General features: G+C 72.9%; 17 protein-coding genes. 5 read left to right on the forward strand and 12 right to left on the reverse strand.

Annotated features, from left to right (window positions below; translation table 11 throughout):
• The first annotated feature begins 63 nt into the window (after nt 1-63).
• The 5 genes from DFJ66_RS27640 (at nt 64) to DFJ66_RS27660 (ending at nt 3,742) form a co-directional block, all read left to right on the forward strand.
• Complete coding sequence (locus tag DFJ66_RS27640; protein WP_121225230.1) at nt 64-387, forward strand: type VII secretion target; 324 nt, start codon at nt 64-66, stop codon at nt 385-387.
• A gap of 3 nt (nt 388-390) precedes the next feature.
• On the forward strand, nt 391-1,557 hold the full coding sequence (locus DFJ66_RS27645; protein ID WP_121225232.1) for a C40 family peptidase: 1,167 nt from the start codon (nt 391-393) through the stop codon (nt 1,555-1,557).
• Between the two features lie 4 nt (nt 1,558-1,561).
• Complete coding sequence (locus DFJ66_RS27650; RefSeq protein WP_246029927.1) at nt 1,562-1,939, forward strand: hypothetical protein; 378 nt, start codon at nt 1,562-1,564, stop codon at nt 1,937-1,939.
• A complete protein-coding gene (locus DFJ66_RS27655; protein WP_121225234.1) occupies nt 1,936-2,463 on the forward strand; it encodes a YbaB/EbfC family nucleoid-associated protein in 528 nt (175 codons plus the stop codon). The genes DFJ66_RS27650 and DFJ66_RS27655 overlap by 4 nt, the downstream gene beginning before the upstream one ends.
• A gap of 64 nt (nt 2,464-2,527) precedes the next feature.
• Entirely contained in the window at nt 2,528-3,742 is a 1,215-nt protein-coding gene (locus tag DFJ66_RS27660; protein WP_121225236.1) for a primosomal protein, read from the forward strand.
• Nucleotides 3,743-3,803: 61 nt separating this feature from the next.
• Here DFJ66_RS27660 and DFJ66_RS27665 read toward each other — a convergent pair whose 3' ends face one another.
• From DFJ66_RS27665 to DFJ66_RS27720, 12 genes are all read right to left on the reverse strand, one after another.
• Nucleotides 3,804-4,718, reverse strand: a complete 915-nt coding sequence (locus tag DFJ66_RS27665; protein WP_121225238.1) for a LysR family transcriptional regulator — start codon at nt 4,716-4,718, stop codon at nt 3,804-3,806.
• A 174-nt stretch (nt 4,719-4,892) separates the two neighbouring features.
• Nucleotides 4,893-5,279, reverse strand: coding sequence for a hypothetical protein (locus DFJ66_RS27670; protein WP_121225240.1), 387 nt, complete (start codon nt 5,277-5,279; stop codon nt 4,893-4,895).
• A gap of 19 nt (nt 5,280-5,298) precedes the next feature.
• Entirely contained in the window at nt 5,299-5,847 is a 549-nt protein-coding gene (locus DFJ66_RS43650; protein ID WP_342777026.1) for a CGNR zinc finger domain-containing protein, read from the reverse strand.
• A gap of 61 nt (nt 5,848-5,908) precedes the next feature.
• On the reverse strand, nt 5,909-7,198 hold the full coding sequence (locus DFJ66_RS27680) for an MFS transporter (protein WP_121225244.1): 1,290 nt from the start codon (nt 7,196-7,198) through the stop codon (nt 5,909-5,911).
• 493 nt (nt 7,199-7,691) lie between these two features.
• The gene (locus tag DFJ66_RS27685) at nt 7,692-8,117 is read right to left on the reverse strand and encodes a cupin domain-containing protein (RefSeq protein WP_121225246.1); all 426 of its coding nucleotides are present in this window, start codon (nt 8,115-8,117) and stop codon (nt 7,692-7,694) included.
• Nucleotides 8,118-8,330: 213 nt separating this feature from the next.
• Nucleotides 8,331-10,040 (reverse strand): AMP-binding protein, encoded by a 1,710-nt coding sequence (locus DFJ66_RS27690; RefSeq protein WP_121225248.1) that lies wholly within the window; start codon nt 10,038-10,040, stop codon nt 8,331-8,333.
• 14 nt (nt 10,041-10,054) lie between these two features.
• Nucleotides 10,055-11,977, reverse strand: a complete 1,923-nt coding sequence (locus DFJ66_RS27695) for an FAD/NAD(P)-binding protein (RefSeq protein ID WP_170199690.1) — start codon at nt 11,975-11,977, stop codon at nt 10,055-10,057.
• Between the two features lie 198 nt (nt 11,978-12,175).
• A complete protein-coding gene (locus tag DFJ66_RS27700; protein WP_121225252.1) occupies nt 12,176-14,302 on the reverse strand; it encodes a bifunctional polysaccharide deacetylase/glycosyltransferase family 2 protein in 2,127 nt (708 codons plus the stop codon).
• A complete protein-coding gene (locus DFJ66_RS27705; RefSeq protein WP_121225254.1) occupies nt 14,302-14,700 on the reverse strand; it encodes a hypothetical protein in 399 nt (132 codons plus the stop codon). Before DFJ66_RS27705 ends, DFJ66_RS27700 begins: the two co-directional genes overlap by 1 nt.
• 71 nt (nt 14,701-14,771) lie before the next feature.
• A complete protein-coding gene (locus tag DFJ66_RS27710) occupies nt 14,772-15,431 on the reverse strand; it encodes a DUF1707 SHOCT-like domain-containing protein (RefSeq protein ID WP_121225256.1) in 660 nt (219 codons plus the stop codon).
• Between the two features lie 17 nt (nt 15,432-15,448).
• Nucleotides 15,449-17,518: a caspase, EACC1-associated type gene (locus tag DFJ66_RS27715; RefSeq protein ID WP_170199692.1), complete on the reverse strand. Its 2,070-nt coding sequence runs from the start codon at nt 17,516-17,518 to the stop codon at nt 15,449-15,451.
• A gap of 10 nt (nt 17,519-17,528) precedes the next feature.
• On the reverse strand, nt 17,529-22,820 hold the full coding sequence (locus tag DFJ66_RS27720; protein WP_121225260.1) for a trypsin-like peptidase domain-containing protein: 5,292 nt from the start codon (nt 22,818-22,820) through the stop codon (nt 17,529-17,531).
• Nucleotides 22,821-22,833 lie beyond the last annotated feature (13 nt).

The raw sequence follows: 22,833 nt of genomic DNA on the forward strand, positions 1-22,833 counted from the left end.
CCACGGAACCGGTCTCGATGAGGCAGGATCGCGGACGTTGCGCAGCACCAGAGGGGGGCTTGGGTGAACTCGGGTTTCGCCGTCGACACCGCGGCGCTGACGGCCTACAGCGGTACCGCGTCGGGCCTGGCGGGCGAAGTCGGCGCGATCGGCACGTCCACGTTGGCCGGCACCACGTCGCTGGCGGCGGGCAGCTTCGGCAAGATCGGCGACGAGGTCGGTCTGGGCGCGGCGTTCCAGCAGGCCGCGCAGACCCAAGTGGACGGTGTGGCCGCCGCGTCGAGCGGGCTGTCGGCGTTCGCCACCGCCGTGTCCAAGGCCGCCACGGCCTACCAGGAGCAGGAGGCGCAGCACGGCGCCGACCTCAACCGCGCGTACAAGGTCTAGCCGATGTTCGACGTAGCCGGCTTCCTGGCCGCCCTGATCCAGCCCATGAAGGACGACCTGGCCAAGCTCGAGGGCGACACCGGTGGCGCGACGCGCGCCGCGGACTCGTTCGGGCGGGCCGCCTCGGCGCTGACCGAGGTCGACGGGCGGCACACCGGTGCCGCCAACGCCGTGCTCAGCACCTGGTACGGCGACAAGGCGACCGCGTTCCAGGGGCGCGTCTCGTCGTTCTCCAGCGGCGTGCAGCTGTTGTCCCGCAACGCGACCGCGACCCAGAACGCCGCCACCACGGCGGTCAACGCGGTCAACTCGGGCAAGAACGCGATCCAGGGCCTGATCGACGACTTCACCGGTTACGCGCAGCCCCGGCTGGCCGCCGCCGTCGCCGCGTCGCTGTTCGGCGGGATCGGCGCGGCGCTCGCGGTTGCGGCGGACATCACCGCCAAGGCGCGCGAGTACGAGGGCCGCTCGAAGCAGGAGCTGGAGAAGGTCCGCACCGAGCTGACGAACGTCGCCAACCAGCTCAAGGCGTTGCCCAAGCCCGATTTCCAGGGGCTCGGCGACCCGCTGGGCGTCGATTCGGGCGGTGACACCAAGGTGTCGTCGGTCGACGACGGCGGGCGCGACCCGTCCTCGCCCGGCAGCCCCGGCTCCAACGGCGGAGGTGGCGGCTCCGGAGGTGGCGGCGGCGGAAGTGGCGGCGGTGGCGGCGGTGGCGGTGGCGGTGGTGCGCACGGCCCGCGCCTGCCGGTCGCGATCCCGCCGCAGCCCGGCACCGGCGTGGGCGTGAACCTGCCCGACGGCAGCAGCGCCGAGGCGCCGAACGAGACCGCCGCCCGAGCCGTGCGCGCCGCGCTGTCCGCGCTGGGCACCCCGTACGTGTGGGGTGGCGCGAACCCGCCGCAGGGCACCGACTGCTCGGGCCTGACGCAGTGGGCCTACAAGCAGGCCGGGTTCGACATCCCGCGCCCGGCGTCGTCCCAGGCGATGGGCGCGTCCGTGCCGCCGGACCAGCTGCTGCCCGGCGACCTCGTCGTGTGGGACGGGCACGTGGCCATGGTGATCGGCAACGGGCAGATGGTGGAGGCGGGCGACCCGGTGCAGGTGAACCCGATCCGCACCAGCAACATCGGCATGGGTTTCATGGGCTTCTACCGACCGACGGGCTGAGGACGTGGACGACGAGACGCAGCGCGCGGCCCGGCGGGTCGCGGACGTGGAAGCACAGGTGTCGCAGCACATCGCGCGCACCGGCCCGGTGCTCGGCCGGGCGTCCTCTTCGGACGGCGCGGTGACCGTGGTGACCGCGCCCGGCGCGCCGCCCCAGCAGATCCGCATCGCCCCCGGCGCGCTCACCATGGGCGCGGACGCGTTGGGCGCGGAGATCGTGCGCGTCGCCGAACGGGCCGCGGCCGACGCGGCGGCGCGGATGCACCAGTCGTTGGCGCGGCTGGTGGACCCGGCGACCGCGAAGGCGTTGACCGACATCGGTTTCCCGGCCGGTGACGTCGAGGACGACTTCGGCGACTCGTTCCTGAGGAGGCCGCGGTGAGCGTGCAAGAGGACCGGATCGCGGCGGCCGACCGGCTGACCGACGTCCTGGCGCGGGTGGTCGGGACGGCGACGCACCCGTCCGGCCTGGTGACCGTGACGGCGTCGGCGGTGGGGTCGCTGAAGCACGTCCGCATCCAGCCGGCCGCCCTGAACCAAGGTGCGGACGCGGTCGGGCGGCTGGTCGTGGAGACCGCGCGGCTCGCCGTGGACGCCGCCGTGCAGACCAGCTACAACGAACTGGCCAAGTCGCTGGGCGACAGCATGGCGATGGCCATCGAGGACTTCGCCGGACCGTCTCCTTTCGCGCGGAAAGCCGAAGCCGAACCGGAGCCCCCGCAGGCCGCGCCACCACCGGTGCCACAGCCGCCACGACCGCACACCCCGCCCGCGCAGGCCCAGCGCCCCGCTCCTCCCTGGGCCGGGCAGCAGACCTCCGCACCCAGGTCCCGGCCCGCGCCGCCGCCCGAGGACGACGACGATGACGACTTCTTCGCCGACCCTTTCCGTGGTCAACGGCGGTAGGTGGATCTCGACCCCGTAGGCTTTGGCCCGCATCCACAGGGGCATGGCGTGACCGGGAGGTCGGATGGCTCAGGACATCGTCCCGATCGAGCTGGGACTCACCCAGGGTGACGTGGTCACCCTGTGGGCTCCCCGCTGGCGGGAAGAGGGCGAGGAGTGGGAGGCCTTCCTCGGGCACGAGGACGACCTGTACGCCTTCCCGGACGCCGCGCACCTCGCGGCCTTCGTGCGCACCGCGGAGGAGCACGACCTGACCGACCACCCGGCGTGGCACGTGGTGCCGGGCCTGTCCGTCGGCGAGCTGTCACCCGACGACAACCACCAGTTCGACCTGGTGGGCGTGCCCGAGCTGGTCGCCGAGGAGCCCGACACCTGGGTCATCGGCGAGCTGGCCGATGTCGTGTCGATCGTGCGGTCCCTGGCCGACGTGTGCGACCTGGAGAAGGTCCACGAGGTGCTGGACTCGGCGGAGGGCTTCGCGCTGCTGCCGCAGGGCACGCTGCCGTTCACCGGCCGCGAGGGCCAGGCGCTGTGGACGGAGCTGGCCGAGGTCGTCGCGGAGAAGTGGGACGAGGTCCTCGACGCGATCGACGGGGTCGTCACCGCGCCCGAGGTCGACGGGAAGGCGCTGGAGGTCGCGCAGGAGGAGCTGGCGGCCTTCGAGGCGGAGAACGCGGTCGCGGTCGACGGTGACGAGGACGCCGAGGAGGACGAGGACGGCGACGAGCCGGTCGGCTTCTGGGGCGAGGTCGGCATCGACCCGATCAAGATCATCACCGGCGCGGGCGAGTACTACACGCTGCGCTGCTACCTCGACGACCAGCCGCTGTTCCTGGGCCGCAAGGGCAAGATCGACGTGTTCGGCTCGCCGCGCGCGCTGTCCCGGTTCATCGTCGAGGCCGACGACCGCGACCTGGCCGAGGTGTCCACGTGGGGCGAGCTGGTGGTCAAGGCCACCGGCGGCGACCTGGAGGTCGAGGTCGACCCGGACAACGTCTACGTGTTCACCGGCCTGGACGAGGACATCGCCGAGGGTCCGGACGCCGTGGACCCGACCCAGCTCGACCTCGCCGTCGAGCTGCTGGAGGACGCCGGCGACTGGGCGCACGACGACACCGTCAAGGTCGCGCTCAACCAGTCCGAGTCGCTGGGCTGGCTGGTGTCCTACGTGCTCAAGCCGGACCCGACGCGGCTCGCGCCGAGCGCGCCGTTCGACAAGGAGGTCGCGGCCTGGCGCACCCTGGTCGCCGCCTTCGAGGACCGGCTGAACGTCCACTAGCCGCACCGACGAAGGGCCTCCCGCCGTCCCCCTCTCGTGGCCGGCGGGAGGCCCTTCGTCGTCACTCGGTGACCGCGGGCACGGGCAGCCGCCACTCGGCGATCGCCCGGTCCAGCACCCGGTCCAGCGCGGTGAACAGGCGCGAGTCCTCGCGCTCCTCGCCCCACAGCACGTAGCTGCTCACCGACACCGGCGGCGTCCACGCCAGCTCGACCAGCTCACCGCTGCGCAGCAGGTCCGCCACCGCGACGTGCGGGAGGAGCGCCACGCCCAGCCCCGACCGGGCGGCGATCTTCACCGCCTCCAGCGTGCCGAACTGCAACGGCGCCACGGTCCGCGGGCCGGGCAGCGCCGTCCGCAGCGCCGTGTCGTACACGCACGTCGGCTGCACGATCAGCGTCCGCGCGCTGCACAGGTCCTCCGCCACCACGACGTCCCGCGCCGCCAGCGGGTGGTCCGGCGTCGCCACCAGCGCCAGCTCCTCCGACACCAGCCGCCGGGACGGCCGCCCCGTCGGACCCGGGTCGACGAAGTGGCTCAACGCCAGGTCGATGTCGCCGCGCTCCAACGCCTCGGTCATCCGCGCCGGACCCTCGTGGTAGGTGCGCAGGGCGAGCCGCACCTCCGGGTAGGCGGCGTGGAGGTGGCGGATCACGCCCGGCAGGCGGTAGGTGGTGATGGACTCGCTCGCACCGATCGTGAGGCGGCCGGCAGGCGGTGCTTCCGGCGCGAGCGCCGACATGGCCTCCTCGGACAGGCGCAGCAGCCGGTTGGCGTAGGGCAGGAACCGCTCACCCTCGGCCGTCAGCCGGACGCCTTCGCGCCTGCGCTCGAACAGGCGGGTCCGCACCGCCGCCTCGAGGTTCTTGATCTGCGCGGTGACCGCGGACTGCGAGTAGCCGAGAACGGCCGCCGCGCGGGTGATGCTGCCCGTTTGGGAAACGGTCCGGAAGGCATTTAACTGCCTGATGTCCATTCTTGCTCCCCCAGCGAATAGCTCCGTTCAACTCGAGAAGATCGCGCGCCTCGACCGCCGGTGATCTTATAGATCCGGGCGGAACGGCGGTCCGCCGTCCGGGTGATCGTCCGGGCGTGACGTGGGGGTCCCGAAACGGTATTCGGATTCCCTATGGCCCCCATCCCACGCATGTCACGCGGCCGGACCGAACGGCGGTACCACGGCGCGCACCCCGCACTCGGCCACCGCGGCGGCCAGCACGGGGTCGTCGCAGGCGAACGCGGTGATCCCGGTACCCAGGACCAGCGCGGTCGCCAGGTGCACGGCCTGGTCGGCGTCCAGCGCCTCGGGCCGGGACTCGGCCAGCTCGCGGACCAGGTCGGACACCGCCACCTCCAGCACCTCCACCGCGTCCAGCACGGCGCACGCCCGCCGCCGCACGCCCTCGGGCAGCGCCGCCGCGGCCAGTTCCGCCCGGGTCAGCTCGCTGACCACCACCAGGCGGGCGCCGCGCAGCGCGCGCAGCGGGTCACCGTCGCGCGCCAACCTGACCAGGGTGGACGTGTGCAGGTAGATCATCGGCGGTCCTCGGGGTCGATCACGGTCTGGCCGCGCGGTCGCGGTGCGCCGCGACGCGGGCCCGGTTGCCGCACGTCGCCGACGAGCACCACCGCCGCCGGCCGGCCCGGGAGGTGTCGACGAAGAACGTGCCGCACACCTCGGCCTCGCACTGGTGCAGCCGGCCCCGCAGCGGCCCGCCGACCAGGTCGACGAGGTCCCGGGCCACCAGGCCGAGCGCCTGGGCGGGCGTCGGGTGGGCCTGCGCGCGCCGCACGCCGCCGTCCTCCTCGACGGCCAGCGACACGGCCGGCGGCGTGTGCGCGGCGCACTGGTTGACCAGCTCCACGTCGGCCCCGGCGGGCGCGCGGCCCTCGGTGACGTCGGCCAGCAGCCGGTACGCGGCCTCGCGCAGCGCCTGGAACTCGCGCACGTCGGCCGGGTCGGGCTCGGCCGCGGGCGGCAGGTCGTGGCGCACCAGCCACGCGGTCAGCGACAGCGGGTCGCCCAGCTCGTCGCGCGGTCGACCGAGCCGGCTGCGCACGGTGGCCACCAGCGCCAGGCTCGGGTGCTCGGCTGTCTCGTTCAGGTTCCCGCCTCCACAGGCCGTGGCGCGCGGCCGGGTCGCCGCGCGCCGTGGGGTGTCCGGGTCAGACCGGCTGCTCCCGGGGCATCAGCAGCGCAGAGGCTACCGCCGGCACCGCCCCGACCAGCACCATCACCACCGGCCACGACGAGGCGTCGAGGACCAGCGGGATGAGCAGCGGCGTGACGAACGCGCCGCCGAAGACCATCGTGTTCTCCAGGCCCAACGCGGTACCGGACCGCTCCGCGCCCGCCATCGTGGCGATCTCGGCGTAGTGCACGCCGTGCCAACCGCACGCCAGGAACCCGGCGGCCACGAACAGGCCGACCACCAGCCACGCGGGAAGCACCTGGTACAGCGCGACCCCGACGAACGCGGCGGCGATCAACCAGCTGTAGACGCGGACGAGGCTGCGCCGGTACCGACCACCCTTCTTGTCCGTCCACCGCCCGCTGAGCACGCGCGACGCGCCACCCAGCACCTGGACGACGACCAGGGCGACCACGACGGCGCTGATGTCCATGCCCAGCACGGAGGTCAGGAAGACCGTGCCGAAGGTCAGGACGGTGAACTGCGGCAGGTCGAGCAGGAACGCGGTGATCGCCACCCGCCAGATGTCCCAGCGGACCAGCGGGTTCGGCAGGGTCGTGGCGGCGATGCCGTTCGCGGACTTGGTGCGCGCGATGGGCGGCTCGTCCAGCCAGAGCACGACGGCGATCGTCGCGGCCAGCATGAAGGCGGTCAGGAACAGGAACACCCAGCGGAACCCGGCACCCAGCGCCAGCGGAGGCATGATCGCCGCGCCGAGCGCACCCCCGAGCGGCACGGCGGCCACCCGCAGGCTGATCGCGAACCCGCGCTTGTCCGGCGGGAACCACCCCATGACGGCCCGTCCGGACGCGCCGTTGACGCACCCGCCGAGCGCACCGGACAGGAAGAGGACGAGGGCCAGCGCCCAGGCCGCGGGCACGACGTCGTCGCTGGGCACGAGGAACGCGGTGACGTAGGCGAGGGTGGCGGTCGTGCCGGCGAGTCCGATGATCAGCACGTTCCGCTCGCCGATCCGGTCGGACAGGATGCCCCAGAACACGTCCGTGACGAAGATCCCGCAGGTCACGGCGGCGAGGACGAGGCCGAGCTCGGACAGCGAGAAGCCGTAGGCGGCGGCGAGGATCGAGCCCGAGGTGGGGATGCCCTGGAAGGCGGCGCTGAACGCGGCCTGGGCGAAGATCCCGATGCCGAGGATGCCCCAGCGGTAGCGCGGCGAGTGGCGCTTGCCGGTGCGGCCGACGAGCAGTTGGTGGTCGGGCGGGGGTGCGGTGGGGTTCGGTCGGTCCTGCGTCTGCTGGGACATCGGGTACCGGCTCCTGGTTCGTGGTTCCTGTAATGGGTTCAACCCATTACATGGTGGCGTAGGGGTGGGCGCGTGGACAAGGGGGGTGGGTGACGGGGCAGCCCGTGACGGCGGCCCCGCCACCCGATCGGATCAGCCGGCGGTGGGTCGGGTACCGGATCGGCTGGGGGTTGGCCCGGCGACGGCCGGGGTTCGAGCTGTCGTGCTCTCGGGCTGTCCCACGCCGGCCGAAGCCCAGCCGCCGGTCGGTCCGGCGACCGGGCTTCGGCCCGCGGCGGTTCCGGCGGTGCGGTCGGCCCGCGGTGGTTCCGGCTGCCGGGCTTCGGCGGTGAGGTCAGCCGGCGGTGGTTCCGGCGGTGCGGTCGGCCGGCGGTGGTTCCGGCTGCCGGGCTTCGGCGGTGAGGTCGGCCGGCGGTTGGGTCCGGCTGCCGGGCTTCGGCGGGCGGTGGGTTCCGCGGCCGACCTCATCCGGCGGTGGGTCCGGCGGTCGGGATCAGCCGGCGGTGGCGTTAGCGGTGGCGTTCGCGGCGGCTTCGAGCTCGGCGGTGGTGATCGGCCGGGTGCCCTTCTCGCGCACGACTAACGCGTAGCAGCCCGTGGGCGACGACACCTGGTGCACGCTCTCCGGCTTCTCGATGAACAGCGTGCCCGCCGGGTACCGGTCACCGTTGTCGTTGTGCAGCTCGCCCTCCAGGATCAGCAGCAGCTCGTAGCCCAGGTGCTCGTGCAGGTCACCGTGCGAGCCCGGCTTGAAGTGCGCGATGTACGCCTCCGCGCCCGTCGGCCCCGTCTCGGCCTGGGTGTAGAGCCACTCGACGTCCACCTGGTTGCGGCCCGGCTGCACGTACTCCGTCCACTTGATCTGACCGTTGTGCAGGCCGCCGGTGAACAGGGACGAGTAGACCTTGATGTCACGCATCGGGAAAGCACTCCAATCCAGAAAATTTTTGCTTCGTGAAGGAAAAATTTTCAGCTCGGTGAAGGGTTGGGGATCGGTCGCGGAGCGGTTGGGGTTCGGCTGGGGAGTGGTTGGGGTTCGGTGGGGGTTCAGTCGGGGAGCAGTCGGGAATCGAGGAAGCGTGTGCTCGGCCGACTCCGCAGCGCCCGCGGGAGGCGAGTGGCGGTGGGCTGGTCAGCCGATGCCGGGTGCGGCGGGCAGGGCCGCATCCAGGAGCTCGTCGGCCAGGTACTCGGTCGTGCCGGGGAAGTCCACGCCGGCCGCCCGCTCGACGTCCCGGGCCCGCAGTTCGTTGCGGCGGATCTTGCCCGACGTCGTCTTGGGCAGGGTGAAGAACTCCAGGCGGCGGATCCACTGGTGTGGTGCGAGGTTGGCGCGGGTGTGGTCCAGGATCCGGCGCGCGGTGTCGGCGTCCGGTGAGAACCCGGCGGCCAGGGCCACGTAAGCCTTGGGCACCACCAGACCCACCGGGTCGGGTGCGGGGACCACCGCCGCCTCGGCCACCGCCTCGTGCTCCAGCAGCACGCTCTCCAGTTCGAACGGCGAGATCCGGTGGTCGTAGGACTTGAAAACGTCGTCCGTCCGCCCCACGTAGTGCAGGTACCCGTCTTCGTCGCGCCGGGCGATGTCGCCGGTGTGGTAGTAGCCGCCGGCAAAAGTCCTGGCGTTCTTCTCCTCGTCGTCCACGTACCCGGGCATCACGCCGACCGGCCGGCGCGCCAGGTCCACGCACACCTCGCCCTCGTCGCCGACCGCACCCGTCGTCGGGTCCACCAGGACGATGTCGTAGCCGGGCAACGGTTTGCCCATCGACCCCGGCCGCACGGGCAGCCCCGGGCTGTTGCCGATCTGCGCGGTCGTCTCGGTCTGGCCGTAGCCGTCCCGCACGGTCACGCCCCACGCGGCGCGGACCTGGTCGATCACCTCCGGGTTGAGCGGCTCGCCGACGCTGCCCGCCTCCCGCAGCCGCACCGGCCACTGCCGCAGGTCGTCCTGGATGAGCATCCGCCACACCGTCGGCGGGGCGCAGAACGTGGTGACGCCGTGCGCCACCATGCGGTCCAGCAGGTCGCGGCCGTTGGGGGTGGTCACGCTGAGCACTGTGGCCTCGGCGTTGAGCGGCACGAAGAACGAGCTCCACGCGTGCTTGGCCCATCCCGGCGCGGACACGTTCAGGTGCACGTCGCCGGGGCGCACGCCGTTCCAGTACATGCCCGACAGGTGCCCGACCGGGTAGCTGACGTGGGTGTGCCGCACCAGCTTCGGGCGCGAGGTCGTGCCGGACGTGAAGTACAGGAACAACGTCTCGTCGGCGCGAGTGGGCGCGTCCGGTGTGAAGGACGCCGGAGCCGAGCGCAGGTCGTCCAGGGAGAGCCAGCCCGGGACCGAGCCGGCGCAGATCCGCGTGACGTGCGCCGGCAACCACGAGAAGGTGTCGGTCAGCTCGGGCGTGGTGAGGACGTGCCGCACGTTCGCCCGCTCGACCCGGTCGACCAGGTCGGCCGCGGCGACCGTGGTGAACGTCGGCACCACCACCGCGCCCAGCTTCATCGCGGCCAGCAGCGCCTCCCAGACGGCGAGCTGGTTGTCCAGCATGAGCAGCAGGACGTCCCCGCGTCGCACGCCGGCGCCCCGCAGGCCGTTGGCCAGCCGGTCGGACCGCTCCGACAGCTCCGCGTAGGACACCTCCTCCTCGACCCGGCCGCCCACGACGTGCAGGGCGGTGCGGTCGTTGCCGCGGGCGACGGCGTCGAACCAGTCCAGGGCCCAGTTGAACTCGGTGAACTCCGGCCAGCGGAACTCGGCGTGCGCCCGGTCGGGGTCGTCGCGCAGCTCCAGCAGCAGGTCGCGGGCGGCGCGGAACTTCTCGGTGTTGGCGTTCATCGGTCGACCTCCTCTCAGATCGCGACGGCCGCGCGCGGCCGGGCGGACAGGACGACGGGCGCGGCGGCCGGGCGGCGCAGCACGTCCGCGGCGATGGCGTCGGCGTCGTGGTGGAACCCGGTCATCGGGCCCGGCCGGCCGTTGCCGATCTGGGTGAACCAGCGGGTGTTCTCGGTCGGCACGCCCAGCGCGTACAGGTCGGGGTCGGGGTTGCCGAGGGCGTCGACGACGTGGAAGGGCTTGCGGGTGACCGCGATGCTGCCCGCCGGGAACCGCTGCCCGGTCGCGGTGTCGGTGTTGACCAGCTCGGTGATCAGGCCGTCCGCGAGGGCCTGCCGGATCAGCGGGTCGGCGGTGGCGGACAGCTGCGGGCGGGGGATGCGGGCGTCGACCAGCGTGGTGACCTCGCGCCGCGACCCCTTGACGTACGGGGACTGCAGGACGAACGCCCCGGCCGCGTGGTCCGCGGACACCTCCGTCGCCGGCCCGACGACGGTCAGCAGCCCGGCCCGGATCAGGGCGCACGCCTGGGCGACGCGGGTGGCGGGCGGACCGGCCGACACCATGGTGTTGATCGGGTTGAACCAGGTCAGGAACTCCCGGTGCGACTCGGGGCGCAGGCCCGCGAAGTCCACCGCCTGGCGCACCACGGCCCGGGTGTCGCGGAGGATGTCCAGCGACGCCTTGAGCGGGTTGTCCACGTTGCCCTGGCGGGCTTCGGCGATGTCCTGGTCGAGCAGGTCCAGCAGGCTGCCGTGGAACGCGCGCGGCGAGTCGAACTCCCGGTCCCCGAACGGCCGGGCGAGCCGCTCCAGGTCCGGCGGCGGCACGTCGGCCAGGCCCCACGCTTCCAGCAGGCCCCGGCGGTCGGTCGAGGTGGCGTGGATCGCGGCGAACCGCTCCGCGGCCTCGTCGGACAGCCGCCGGCGGACGTGCGCGGTGTAGTAGACGTGCTCGACCTCCAACTTCAGCAGCGGCAGCACGTCCCGCGCGAAGTCCAGCTGGGCGGACCCGGTCGTGCGCTGCGCCCGCCGCCGCGCCTCCAGGATCGCCTCCTCGGTGACGAACGTCGGCCGGTACCGGTAGGTCGGCGACTTCTGGTTGCGCCCGCGGGCCAGCATCACCAGCCCGCTGCGCGACCCGGCCACCAGGTGCGGCTCCGCGCCGCTGGGGATGTACTCGGTCCGCCCGTCCCGCTCGACGAACCGGCCGCCGCGACCCTCGGTCAACTCGGCCATGACGTCGAAGAAGGTCAGCCCGAGCCCGACCACGCCCACCTGCTCGCCGGGCTCGATGGCGGACAGCGGCAGGTCGGCCGCCGAGTCGCCGCGCACGTAGGCCAGGCCGGGGCGCTGCCGGGCGAAGGTCAGCAGGGCCTTCTCGGCGTCGTCCGGCGTGACCCGGGGGTGCCCGGTGGTCAGCACGACCTTGTCCGCCACGACCACCGTGCCGCCGGCGCCGGTGACCACGGTCTTCCCATCGGTGCGGTGCAGCCGGACCGCCGCCTCCGGCACGTGCCGGACCTCGACGCCCAGCGGGGCGTTGGCGACCATCGCGTCGAACGCGTGCCGCAGGTACTCGCCGTAGACCGCGCGCGGCCCGTAGTCGTTGGGCCCGATGTGCGCCCACTTCGGGTGCTCCCGCAGCCACTCGGCGAACGACGGCCCGCTCCCGGCCCGCGTCGGCCCGTCGTCGGGGCCATCGGAGAAGACGCTGACCTCGCCGGCGGCCGTGTTCATCAGGAACCACGTCGGCTGGGTGGTGCGCCAGATCCGCCCCGCGCCCGCCTCCCCGGGCTCGAACAGGTGAATGCGCACCACCCCATCCGGTGGTTCGGCACCCAGTCGAACCAACAACCGTTCGAGGACCGAAAGACCTCTCGGCCCCGCGCCCACGATCGCCACGTGCAACTCGGGGCGCAGCACGACGTCCGCCACGACGTTCCTTTCTCGGATCCAGTCGAAGACATTTCCGTCGCCATTCCGGCGGCGAGGGGGAATTCGTTCTGAATCGAACTTATGGCGGCGGGTGCTGCCGGACAAGGTGGCTGGCGGCCGCTTTCCTCGATACGACCATCGAAGACGCCGATGTCTCGGCCACCGCCGTATCCGCAGCTCAGGTGCGGTGTGCCCTGGTCAGGGGCGGCGGATCGGGGTGGTGACCGGGTCTTCCAGCAGCGGCTCGGGAGCGGCCAGCGCGGCGGTTCCCGTCCGCTTCAGCTTCTGCCACGGCAGCCGCGCGCCGGCGATGGCCGTGACGATCGACTGGATGACCACCAGGTACATGAGTTGCCGGTAAACGACGGGTTGCAACAAAACGGCCCACAGGGGTCGGAGGCTTTCGCGGTCCAGTCGGAAAGCGATCACCGCGGGCACGAGTTGCAGCACCAGGAATCCGAACCACGCCCACGCGCCGCGTCCGGGATCGGTGAACAGGCTCAGCACCGCGAAGACGTCGATAGCGGGCGCGAGCACGGGCAGCACCACCTGGTAGAGCGCCAGGTACGGCAATCCGCGCCGCCCCAGACGCCCGCCCAAGCCGCGGTCGAACAAAGCGCCGCGGTGCTTCCACATCGCCTGCAAGGTGCCGTAGCACCACCGGTACCGCTGCCGCCACAACTGGCCCAGCGACGCCGGCGCCTCCGTCCACGCCCGCGCCGACTCCTGGTACGTCACGGCCCAGCCGGCGCGTTCCAACGCCATCGTGAGGTCGGTGTCCTCGGCCAGCGTGTCCTCGGGCACCCCGCCCACCTCGCGCAGCGCGCTGAGCCGGAAGCCGCCGACCGCGCCCGGGACGGTCGGCATGCACTCCATGACGTCGTACATGCGCCGGTCGAGGTTGAAGCCGATCACGTACTCGATGTGCTGCCACCGACCCAGCAGACCGGTCCGGTTGCCGACCTTGGCGTTGCCGGACACCGCACCCACCCCGGGGTCGGCGAACGGCCGCACCAGCTCGGCCACGGTGTCGGGCTCGAGCACGGTGTCGCCGTCGACCATGACCACCAGCTCGGTCTCGCAGTGGCGCAGGCCGGTGTTCAGGGCCGCCGCCTTGCCCGCGTTGGGCTGGCGGATCAGCACCACCCGCGGCAGGCCCAGGGACCGCACCACCTCGCTGGTCCGGTCGGTCGACCCGTCGTCGACGACGATGACCCGCACGTCCGCCGTGCTGGCCAGGATCGTCCGCAGGGTCGCCTCGATGCCGGCTTCCTCGTTGTACGCGGGCACGATCACCGTGACCGGCTGCGGCCGGAGGGGTCTCGCGTGCCGGCCGGGCTTGCGGCGGGCGTGGATGCCGGTGGTGGCCAGCAGCAGGACCGCGCGCAGCAGCGCCAGCACCGCCGACACCACGACCAGCCAGTCCATCAGGTCGGTCGTGAACCCGGCGGCCCGCACCGCGAGCGACACCGCGACCCCGGCGGACCGCTCGACCGCACCGGCCTCCTGCGGCGGGTCGAGGCCCAGGGCGTCGCTCGCCGTCCGGAACTGCCGGCCCTGCTCCTTCAGCTTCGGCAGCAGCAGGTCCAGCGCGGCCACGGTCTGGGACCGGTCGCCGCCGCCGTCGTGCATGAGCACCACGGCACCCTTGTCGTCCTGCGGCATCGCCGCCGCCGCGATGGCGTCCGCGCCGGGGTTGCGCCAGTCCTCGGTGTCCAGGTCCGACAGCAGCACCAGGTGCCCGGACGCCACGACCCGCTCCACGCCCGCCAGGTCGTCGTTGTCCAGCGCGTCCGGGGTGGCCGAGTAGGGCGGGCGGACCAGGGTGCTCACGCGGCCCACCGCGCCGGCCAGCGCGAGCCGGGTCTGGTCCAGCTCCAGGCTCGTCCGGGCCTCGCCGACCTGGCCCAGGTCGACGTGGGTGAAGGTGTGCAGCCCGACCTCGTGGCCCTCGGCGACGACCCTTTCCAGCAGGTCGGGGTGCTGCGCGGCGGCCACGCCGGTGACGAAGAACGTGGCCTTGACGCCGTGGCGGCGCAGGACGTCGAGCACCTGCGGGGTCCAGCGCGGGTCGGGACCGTCGTCGAAGGTCAGCACGACGGTCCGCTCCGGCGCCGCGCGGGACACCAGCCTGTCGCCGTCCGTGCCGATCAGCGGGCCGCCCGCGTGCAGCGCCTCGGGCACGTGGTCCGCGGGACCGGCGACCGGGGCCTCGCCCTGCCCGACCCGCTTGACCACGAACAGGTCCAGCAGCAGCAACGCCAGCAGCGCCACCACCGTCAGCGACAGCAGCACCCAGTGGGCGCGCGGCGACGGGCGGGCCATCAGCCCTTGCCGGGCGGGGTAGGCCGGTTGGACGCGCCCGGCGGGTCGGTGCGCCGGCTGCCCGGCGTGCTCGGCGTGGTCGGCTCGGCGGTCGTGGTGACCGTCGGCGAGCCCTCGGTGGTGGTCCGCTCGGTGGTGTCCCGGGCGGTGGTGGTCTCGGTGGTGGTCTCGGCGGTCGTGGTCGGCGGCGCGCTCGTCGTGGTGGTGGGCACGTCCTCCGCGGCCGGGAGCGGCAGCAGCGACGACGGCTTCACGGGGCCACCGGACAGCGCCACGACCAGCAGCGCCACGTAGACGAGCACACCGGCGACGGCGACGCCGATGAGGATGCGCAGCACGCGGCGGCGGCGTCCGCTCGGGTCCACGAAGACCGGGGTCTGATCAGTGGTGGTCGTCATTCGACATCGCAAGGGGCGGGGGCGGGGACGCCGAAGACTAGCCCGTCACACGACCGGGTGAGAAGCGGGTGTCAGTCCTCCAGCTCTTCCCGCTTGTGCCCCTTGAGCTTCTTCCGCTTGGGCCGGCGCACCTCGACACCGCCCATGATGGCCACACCCGTGATGCGCACCACGGGGCCACCCGGCACGGTCGGCGTCTTGTAGGTGGAGTCTTCGAACGCGCCCATGATCCCCGTGCCGTCCACCCGCACGGTGACGTCCTCGGGCACGTAGATCTCCACGCCACCCCAGAACGCGAACACGGTGATCGTGGTGTGCTCCTGCGCGAACCGCGCCCGCGACAGGTCCAGCGCCACCCCACCCATGATCGCGACGACGCTGTGCGAAGCCGGCACGACCCACTCGCCCTTGCGGTCGACCCCGGACCAGAACGCGATGGACGTCGACGGCCCGGCCCCACCCACGACCCGACTCGACGGCAGGTGCTGCTGGTAGGGCTGCACCTGCTGGACGGGCTGCGGCACGACGACCCCGGTCATCCCGAGGTCGGCGGTGAGCGGCACCAGCTCCCCGTAGGTCTTGGCCGCGTACACCTGCCCGAGCCGCTCGTCCAGCTCGTGCAGGTCCAGCCGACCTTCGCTGTGGGCCTTCTGCAGCACCTTGGCGACCTGCTCGCGGTCGGCGTCCGACGCACGCATCCGACTGGGGTCCGGCACCAACTCGTCGCTCACCAGGGTGAGTCTAGTGCTCAGGTGGTCGACGACCGGCTCTTCACCACCAACCAGGTTCCGCCGATCGCCAGCACCGCGCCGATGGTCCCGGTGATCACGACGTCCGTCGGCCACACGACTGGCAGCGCGACACCCGCCACGGCGGTCACCCCACCGGCGAACCGGACGCGGTGGGCGACCTGGGCGGACCGGCTCGGCGGTGGCGGGAGTGCGCCGACGTCCGCTCGACCGGCGAGGTCGGACGGGACGCGTGACCACACCCAGACGTGGGAGCGGGACGTCGTGATGGCGAGGAACCGCCCGTCCGCGCTCAACGCCGCCGCCTCCGCCCGGGTCGGGATGCGTTGCACGACCTCGCCGTTCGCGGTGTCCCGCAGTTCGAGCCCGTCCCAACCCTGGAACACCACGGTGGACAGGTCGGGGGCGAACGCCAGCGGCCGGGCGCGACCGTCGCCGGTGCCCCAACCCGCGATCCGCCGCCAGTCGACCGTCCGCCACACCTCGACCCGCTCCGCCGACGCGACCGCGAGGAAGAGCCCGTCCGCGCTGACTTCGGCCAGGCGAACGCCGGGCAGCGTGACCGAGCCGAGGAGGGTCCAGCTGTCGGTGTCCCACAACGAGACCGTCTCGGTCCCTGTCACCAGGACCGATCGCGCACTCCCGGCGCTGAACCGCACGACCCCGTTCACGCCGGAACGGCTGAAGGGCCTGATCTCCTCCCACCGGTCACCGTCAGCCCTCCACAGCACGGAGCCGCTCGACGACCGCGCGGTGAGCAGCGACCCGTCGTGGTTGAAGGCGAGCCCGTACACGTTGCGCGCGGCGATGGAGGCCATCTCCCGCCACGTCGCCGTCGACAGCACGAACACCTGGCTGACGCGAACGTTGGCCGCCAACCGACCGTCCGGGCTCACCGCCTTCACACCACCGTGCGGCACACCTTCGACGGGTCCCCACCCGGCTACGCTCCACATCCGCCATCCCGAGATCACCCTCCGCGAGTCGGCGGTGAACGAGATGTTCTGACCGCCTTCGCCCAGCGAGGCACCGCGCTCGAAGAACGGCATCGGCGGCCGGAACGGGCTCTGCCGGGTGGCCAGTTGTGCGGCCCGCGCGGCGAAAGCCTTCGCGGCCCTGGTCAGTGGGGCCTTGAGCAGCGTCGCCACCTGCTCGTCCAGCTCGGTCCGCCGCGCTCGGTCGACCGGGTCCACAACAGGGTCCAGGGCCGGTTCCACCGGGTCGTCGCCCTGGTCCCGCAGGATCCGCAGGCCCCACTCCCGGAGCTTCGGGTCGGGGCTGCGCAGCAGGCGGCGGACCTCGTCGGGCAGTCCCGCGGGCAGCGGAGGGCCGGCGGAGGCGATCCGCAGGTCTCCGGACAGCACCCCGCTGCTCGTCGGCGTCTGGTCGGGGTTCGCGCGCCGCACGCGGTCGTAGACGTACCCGTAGAGGTCGCGGGCGCTGATCACCCCGTCGCGGTCGAGGTCGGCCGAACCCGTCCGCAGACCGTCGATGATCGCCCGCGTGAAGATCGACGGCTGCGCCGAGTCCTCGACCCGGCCGCTCGCGGGTTCGTAGGCGTACTGGATGTGCGTGGAGGCCGTCATGATCGTGCACCCGCGGCCTTCTTCGAGCTGCTGCACCACGTCCACGGTCCCGGCCGACCGCGGCAGCATCCCGCTCGGGAACGCCCCGCCGTAGCAGCAGTCCAGCCACACCACGACCTGCGCGGCCAGGCTGTGGTCGATCTGCTCCCGGACGAACTTCGCCGCCACCGACGTGGACGCCAGGAGCCGGTTGCGCGTGTCGGTCGCGACGAAGTGCAACGCGCCCAACCGCGCCTTGACGCCGTGGCCGGAGAGGTAGAGGAGGACGACGTCGTCGTGCCCGGCGTCGGCGAACAGCGCCTCGACCTGCTCCCGCAGCTCTTGCGCGGGCCGGTTCACCAGCACCCGCGTGTCGAACCCGCCGATCGCCGGGTCGCCGAGCACGGCCGCCAGTTCGGTCGCGTCGAGCCGGGGGGCGCGCAGGGCCTGGAAGGTCGGGTCGCCGTAGGTGTCGGTCGCGATCAGCAACGCGGTGCGTGCCACGCCGACCCCCTCAGCGCGTCGCGGGCCGCAGCCCGGGGATCGGCTCGCCGTCCGCCATCGGCCGGGCGTTCTCGTAGTACCCGTCCAACTCGCCCACCTCGAACCGGCACAACTTGACCGCCCACCACAGCATGTCCGACACCTCTCCACCGGTCCGGTAGGCCCCGTCCGGCGTGACCGCCGCCCAGCCGTGCGGACTGCTCATCAGGGTGACGAGCGGGTCGCCGTCGACGGACCAGATCCGTGTGGTGCCGTCGAAGGAGCCGGTGACGAGGTGACTGCCGTCCGGCGCGAACTCGACCGTCCACACCGGACCGTCGTGGCCTTCGAACGTCGCGATCGGCTTGCCGCCCACGGTCCAGGTCCGGGCCGTGCCGTCCTCGGAGGCGGTGGCGACGGTCCGGCCGTCCGGCGACCAGGCCACGGCCCACACCTGCTTCGAGTGGCCCTGCAGGAACCTGAGCTGGTGCGAGGGTCCCCACAGCGCGGCGAAGCCGTCGCGGGAACCGATCGCGAGGCGGCGGCCGTCCGGCGAGTAGGCCACGTCGTTCACCGGGCCGAGCTTTCCGCCGATCCGGTCGACCGCCTCGCCGGTCATCGCGACCCATCTGCGCACTGTGCCGTCGTGGGAAGCCGTCGCCAGTTCGGTCCCGTCCGGTGAGAAGGCCACCGCCGTGACCTTGTCGCCGTGGTCCCTGATCCTGGCGAGCTCCTTGCCGTCGTTGCTCCACACCGCCGCGGTGGCGTCGTCCCCGGCCGTGGCGACGTAGCGGCTGTTCGGCGAGTAGGTCACGTCGTTCACCGGACCGTCGTGCGCGCGGATCAAGCGCGCCGGCATACCGCCCCGGTACCAGACGCGCACCGAGCCGTCCGTCGCGGCCGTCGCGAGTTCCATGCGTCCCGGCGCGTACGCGATCCGGGTCGCCCGGTCGTCCTTGAAGTGGAAGGCGCCGGTCGCAGTCCAGACGTGCGTCCGACCGTGGGACGCCGTCGCCAACTCCATGCCGTCCGGTGACCAGATCGCGCAGTGCACCGGTCCACCGCTGTGGGGCACCACGGAAAGCAGCCGTCCCGCGTCGGTGCTCCAACTCCGCACGGTGCCGTCGGTGCACGTGGTGGTCAGGCGGCTGCCGTCGTGCGTGAACACGACGTCCCGCACCGGTCCGGCGTGGCCTTCGAACACCGCGAGCAGTCGGCCGTCGACGTCCCAGAGGCGGGCGGTGCCGTCCTCCGACGCGGTGGCGACGGTGTTGCCGTCCGGGGAGAAGGCGACCGCCCACAACGGTCCGGTGTGGCCGCGGAACGCGGCGGCGGACCCGCCGCCCACGGTCCACAGGCGTGCGGTGCCGTCAGCGCCGGCCGTGACCAGGTGGGTGGAGTTCGGTGAGTAGGCCACGTCGCGGAGTGCGCCTTGCCGAGTGTTGATCTTGCCTGCGAGGTTTCCCGTGCGCGTCCAGATGAGCACCGTGCCATCGGCCGAGGCCGTGGCCAACCTGTCCCCGCCGGGCGCGAAGTCGACCGCCCACACCGGTCCGGTGCGGCCTTCCAAGGTGGCGAAATGCTTGCCGCCGAACCACAAGCGAGTCGTGTTGTCGTCGCCGGCCGTCGCGACGAACCGGCCCTCTGGAGAGACCGCCACGGCCCACACCGGGCCGTCGTGCCCGGTCAGCGTGGCGAGGTGCTCCCCGGTGACCTGGTGGATCCGGGCCGTGCCGTCGGCGGACGCCGTGACCACGCGGGTGCCGTCGGGGGAGAAGGCCACGTCCAGGACCCAGTCGCGGTGCCCGCGCAGCACCCGCAGCACTTTGTCCGTGCCCGCGTCGACCAGTTCCACCACCGACCCGCGGCTCACCGCGAGCAGTTCGCCGTCCGGCGAGTACGCCACTGCCTCCGCCCCGCCCGACGCGCCCAGCACGACCTCCGCCGGGTCCCGGCCGACCACGGCCGCCTCCGCCAGTTCGGGCCGGTCCTCCACCCCGCGCACGCCGACCAGGGCCGCTCGCCGCCACGTGGTGCCGGTGAGGTCCGCGCCGGTCAGGTCACCGCCGGTCACGCGGACGCCGGTGAGGTCCGCGCCGGTCAGGTCGGCCCCGGTCAGCACCACGTCGGTCCACCGCTGCCCGCGCAGGTCGGCCCGGCTCAGCTTCGCCTCGCGCAGGTCCAACGCGGCGAGGTCCCGGGCGCGCAGGTCCATCCCGCTCAAGTCGGTCTGTTCGGCACCGCCCAACCGCGCCAGCACCGCGGACGCGTTCTGCTTCACGGCCTCCGGCGCGTCGGCCGGCACGCCCCGCGCCCACTCGCGAGCGGTGTCGTGGCCGGCCAGGTCGCAGAAGAAGTCGACCATCAGCGGGGACATCACGCGGTTGGTGATGTCCGTGTCCGGCCGGCCGGCCGCCGCGTTCGCGACCAGCCACTCCATCACCGACTGGTGCACGAACCCGAACCCGTCCTCGGTGTGCACGAGCAGCGTCCCCGAGCCTACGGCGTGCTGTGCCTGCGCGTGCGAGTAGCCGCGTTCGGTGAGCCGGGCCAGGGTTGCCGCCGCCGCGCCCAGGTCGGACTCGCGGATCGCCGACGCGGTGGTGGCCCACAGGCGCAGCGCGAGTGTGGTGCAGACGTCGAGGCGTTCCCGCTCGTCCAGCGACGGCAGGCCGGACGGGTGGCGCTGCCGGTCGGTCTCCTTGACCAGCCAGTGGTCCACGAGCTCGCGGTACAGCTCGGCCGCGCTGATCCGGCCCTCCTGCCGCTCGACCTCCCGCAGTCGCTCCTCGTCCAGGTCGGCGATGAACGACAGCATCCGCGGGTTGCGGGACAGCCCGAGCAGGTCGCGGACGTCTCCGAGCAGGTCGAACCGGGCGCGGGCGCGGTCGGCGTCGCCCTTGTAGTGCCGGGTCAGGAAGTCGTGGATCTGCTCGTCGGTGAAGTCCTCCAGCAGCGCCACCCGGCTGGACGCCATCGACGTGACCTGCTCGCCCAGCACGTTGAGCACGTCGCTGGTCAGCCGGAAGTGCTGGGTCCGGCTGGTCAGCACGACCTTCGCCCGGTCGTCCACGCGGTGCAGCAGGACGCGCAGGTAGTCGGTGGCGTTGTCGTAGCCGACCCGCAGCTCCAGCTCGTCGAACCCGTCGAACAGCAGCGCGACCCGCCCGCTGTCGATCATGTACTTGAGCTTGGGCGCGCTGATCTCCTCCACGCCCGCCCGGGACAGGTGCTGGATCAGGAGCGTGTCCAGCGACGGCGCCTTCTCCAGGCTGCGCAACTCGATCAGCACCGGCGTGAGGCCGCGCAGCCGGGTCGGCAGCTCGCGCGCCAACTGCCGCAGCAGGAACGACTTCCCGCGCCCGAAGTCGCCCAGCACCATGACGAACCGCGCCGAGTCCGCCGCCAGCCACCGCACGACCCGGTCCAGCAGGTCGACCTGCACGTGACCCGAGCGCAACCGCCCCAGCTCGCGGAACCGTTGCGGCACGTACAGCTCCGCCGGGTAGATGACGTCGTCGGCGAGCGCCCGCCGCTGCTGCTCCTCCAGCGCCCGCAGGTCCACCAGGCCCTGGTAGTCGATCCAACTGCGGACCCGGATGCCCAGGCTCAACGCGTGCGCCACGACGTCGGCCGGCGCGGGCGGGCCGCCGTGCACGAGTTCGGAGCGGGTCTGCGGGTCCTGCTCGGCGAACCGCAGGTGGGTGTCCCGGAACCCGTCGAGCACCTCGCGGGTGACCGGGCCGTCGGTCACGAACACCGGCCACTGCTCGACCCCGCCGCCCGGCCGGCGCTCGGTGACCCGCAGGTAGGAGTTGGCCCGGTTGGGCGTGACGGTCGCGGCCGGCCGGTCGACCTTCGTCGCCTCCACGACCCGCTCGAAGAACCCGTCCGGCTGCCGGACGTGAGGGGCCGGGGGCCGGTGCTTGCGCGTACCGAAGGTGCTTTCGGCCGACCAGCGCCTTTCCGTGCGGAGGTGCGATTCGGAGGTCCAGTGGCCGTCCACGAGCAGACGCGTGCGCCGGTCGAAGCCGGTCGGGTCGATCCGCAGGACGTCGTAGGAGTTCAGGGTGCGCAAGCCGGCCACCACGACGTGCGGCCGGCCCCGCACGGACCGCCCTCTGTTGGTGACACCGATCCGGAACCAGCCGCGGTCGCCGAACTCGGCGAGCCTGCGGGACAGCCGGGTCAGCTGCTCGTCGCCGAACTCGGGCTCGACCTCGCCCAGGTGGCTGTCGGCCATCGTGGAGTTGAACCCGGCCACCGCGACCGCCAGGTCCGGCACCTCGAACAGCGACCACGGTTCGTCGGCGGTGAACGCCACCGGCACGTCCCGGTAGAAGCGCTGGAACGCCTCCGCGTACTGCTCCCACTTGGCCCAGTACGGCGGCAGCGGCTCCCGCTCCTCGGCCTCCATCCGCAGGAAGTACGCCAGGCACGCCTTGCGGTTGACGTCGTGCGCGCCCGGCACGACCACCACCCGGTCGCGCGGCAGCTCCACCGCCTCGGCCACCTCGCCCAGCCACGCGAACGCCTGCTCGAACTCGCTGCGCAGCCCGTGCTCGGTCAGGTCGCCCGCCACGACCAGCAGGTCCGGGTGCACGTCGGCGAGGTCCTCGACCAGCCGCCCCGTGGCGGGCGGGACGTCGCCGCCGAACCGCGGCCCGGCCGGCTGCACGATCGTCAGCTCGTCCAGCCCGTCGTCCACGCGCCGCCGACGCCGGTCCAGCACCTCGGGCCACACCTGCCGCAACCGGTCGGCCCCCACGGCGTAGCTGTCGGCCGCACCGCGCCCGGCGGTGGCGACGATCCCGATCACCCGCCCGCCGGCCACGTCCCACACCGGGCTGCCGCTGAACCCCGGCTGGACGTGGATCGCCGACGCGGAGTCCAGCTGCACCAGCCCACCGTCGACCTCGCCCCGCACCACGCCGGTCACCCAGGACCCGTTGGGCCGCACCGGTTTGCCGGGGTAGCCGAAGACCCGCACCTCCTGCCCGACGCCGGGCAGGGTGGTGACCAGCCGAGCCGGCGGGACCGGGACGTCGACGTCCAGCACGAGCCCGGCGACGTCGTCCCCCGGTGCCCCTTCCCGGACCGGCGGCGGCACCCACTGCTCCACGGCGGCCACCAGGGTCTGCCCGCCGACGTGCACTTCGACGTGGTCGGGCCGGTCACCGGCGAGCTTCTCGCGCCCCAGGGCGAGGTTCACGACGTGGGCGCAGGTCACGACCTGCCGGGTGCCGACCAGCACCCCCAACCCCACGACCACGCCGTCACGGGTGAACCGGGCCACGGAGGGCGGTAAGGAGCCGTCGGGCACCGCCTACCTGTAC

Origin of the sequence: Saccharothrix variisporea (genome assembly GCF_003634995.1) — a bacterium.
In the GTDB taxonomy this organism is placed as follows: Bacteria; Actinomycetota; Actinomycetes; order Mycobacteriales; family Pseudonocardiaceae; genus Actinosynnema; species Actinosynnema variisporeum.

Excerpts from the sequence above, each read along its gene's own strand:
- DFJ66_RS27705 (WP_121225254.1), bottom strand. The coding sequence starts at position 14,700 with ATGACGACCACCACTGATCAGACCCCGGTCTTCGTGGACCCGAGCGGA.
- DFJ66_RS27645 (WP_121225232.1), top strand. The coding sequence starts at position 391 with ATGTTCGACGTAGCCGGCTTCCTGGCCGCCCTGATCCAGCCCATGAAG.
- DFJ66_RS27690 (WP_121225248.1), bottom strand. The coding sequence starts at position 10,040 with ATGAACGCCAACACCGAGAAGTTCCGCGCCGCCCGCGACCTGCTGCTG.
- DFJ66_RS27665 (WP_121225238.1), bottom strand. The coding sequence starts at position 4,718 with ATGGACATCAGGCAGTTAAATGCCTTCCGGACCGTTTCCCAAACGGGC.
- DFJ66_RS27660 (WP_121225236.1), top strand. The coding sequence starts at position 2,528 with ATGGCTCAGGACATCGTCCCGATCGAGCTGGGACTCACCCAGGGTGAC.
- DFJ66_RS27685 (WP_121225246.1), bottom strand. The coding sequence starts at position 8,117 with ATGCGTGACATCAAGGTCTACTCGTCCCTGTTCACCGGCGGCCTGCAC.
- DFJ66_RS27680 (WP_121225244.1), bottom strand. The coding sequence starts at position 7,198 with ATGTCCCAGCAGACGCAGGACCGACCGAACCCCACCGCACCCCCGCCC.
- DFJ66_RS27700 (WP_121225252.1), bottom strand. The coding sequence starts at position 14,302 with ATGGCCCGCCCGTCGCCGCGCGCCCACTGGGTGCTGCTGTCGCTGACG.
- DFJ66_RS27670 (WP_121225240.1), bottom strand. The coding sequence starts at position 5,279 with ATGATCTACCTGCACACGTCCACCCTGGTCAGGTTGGCGCGCGACGGT.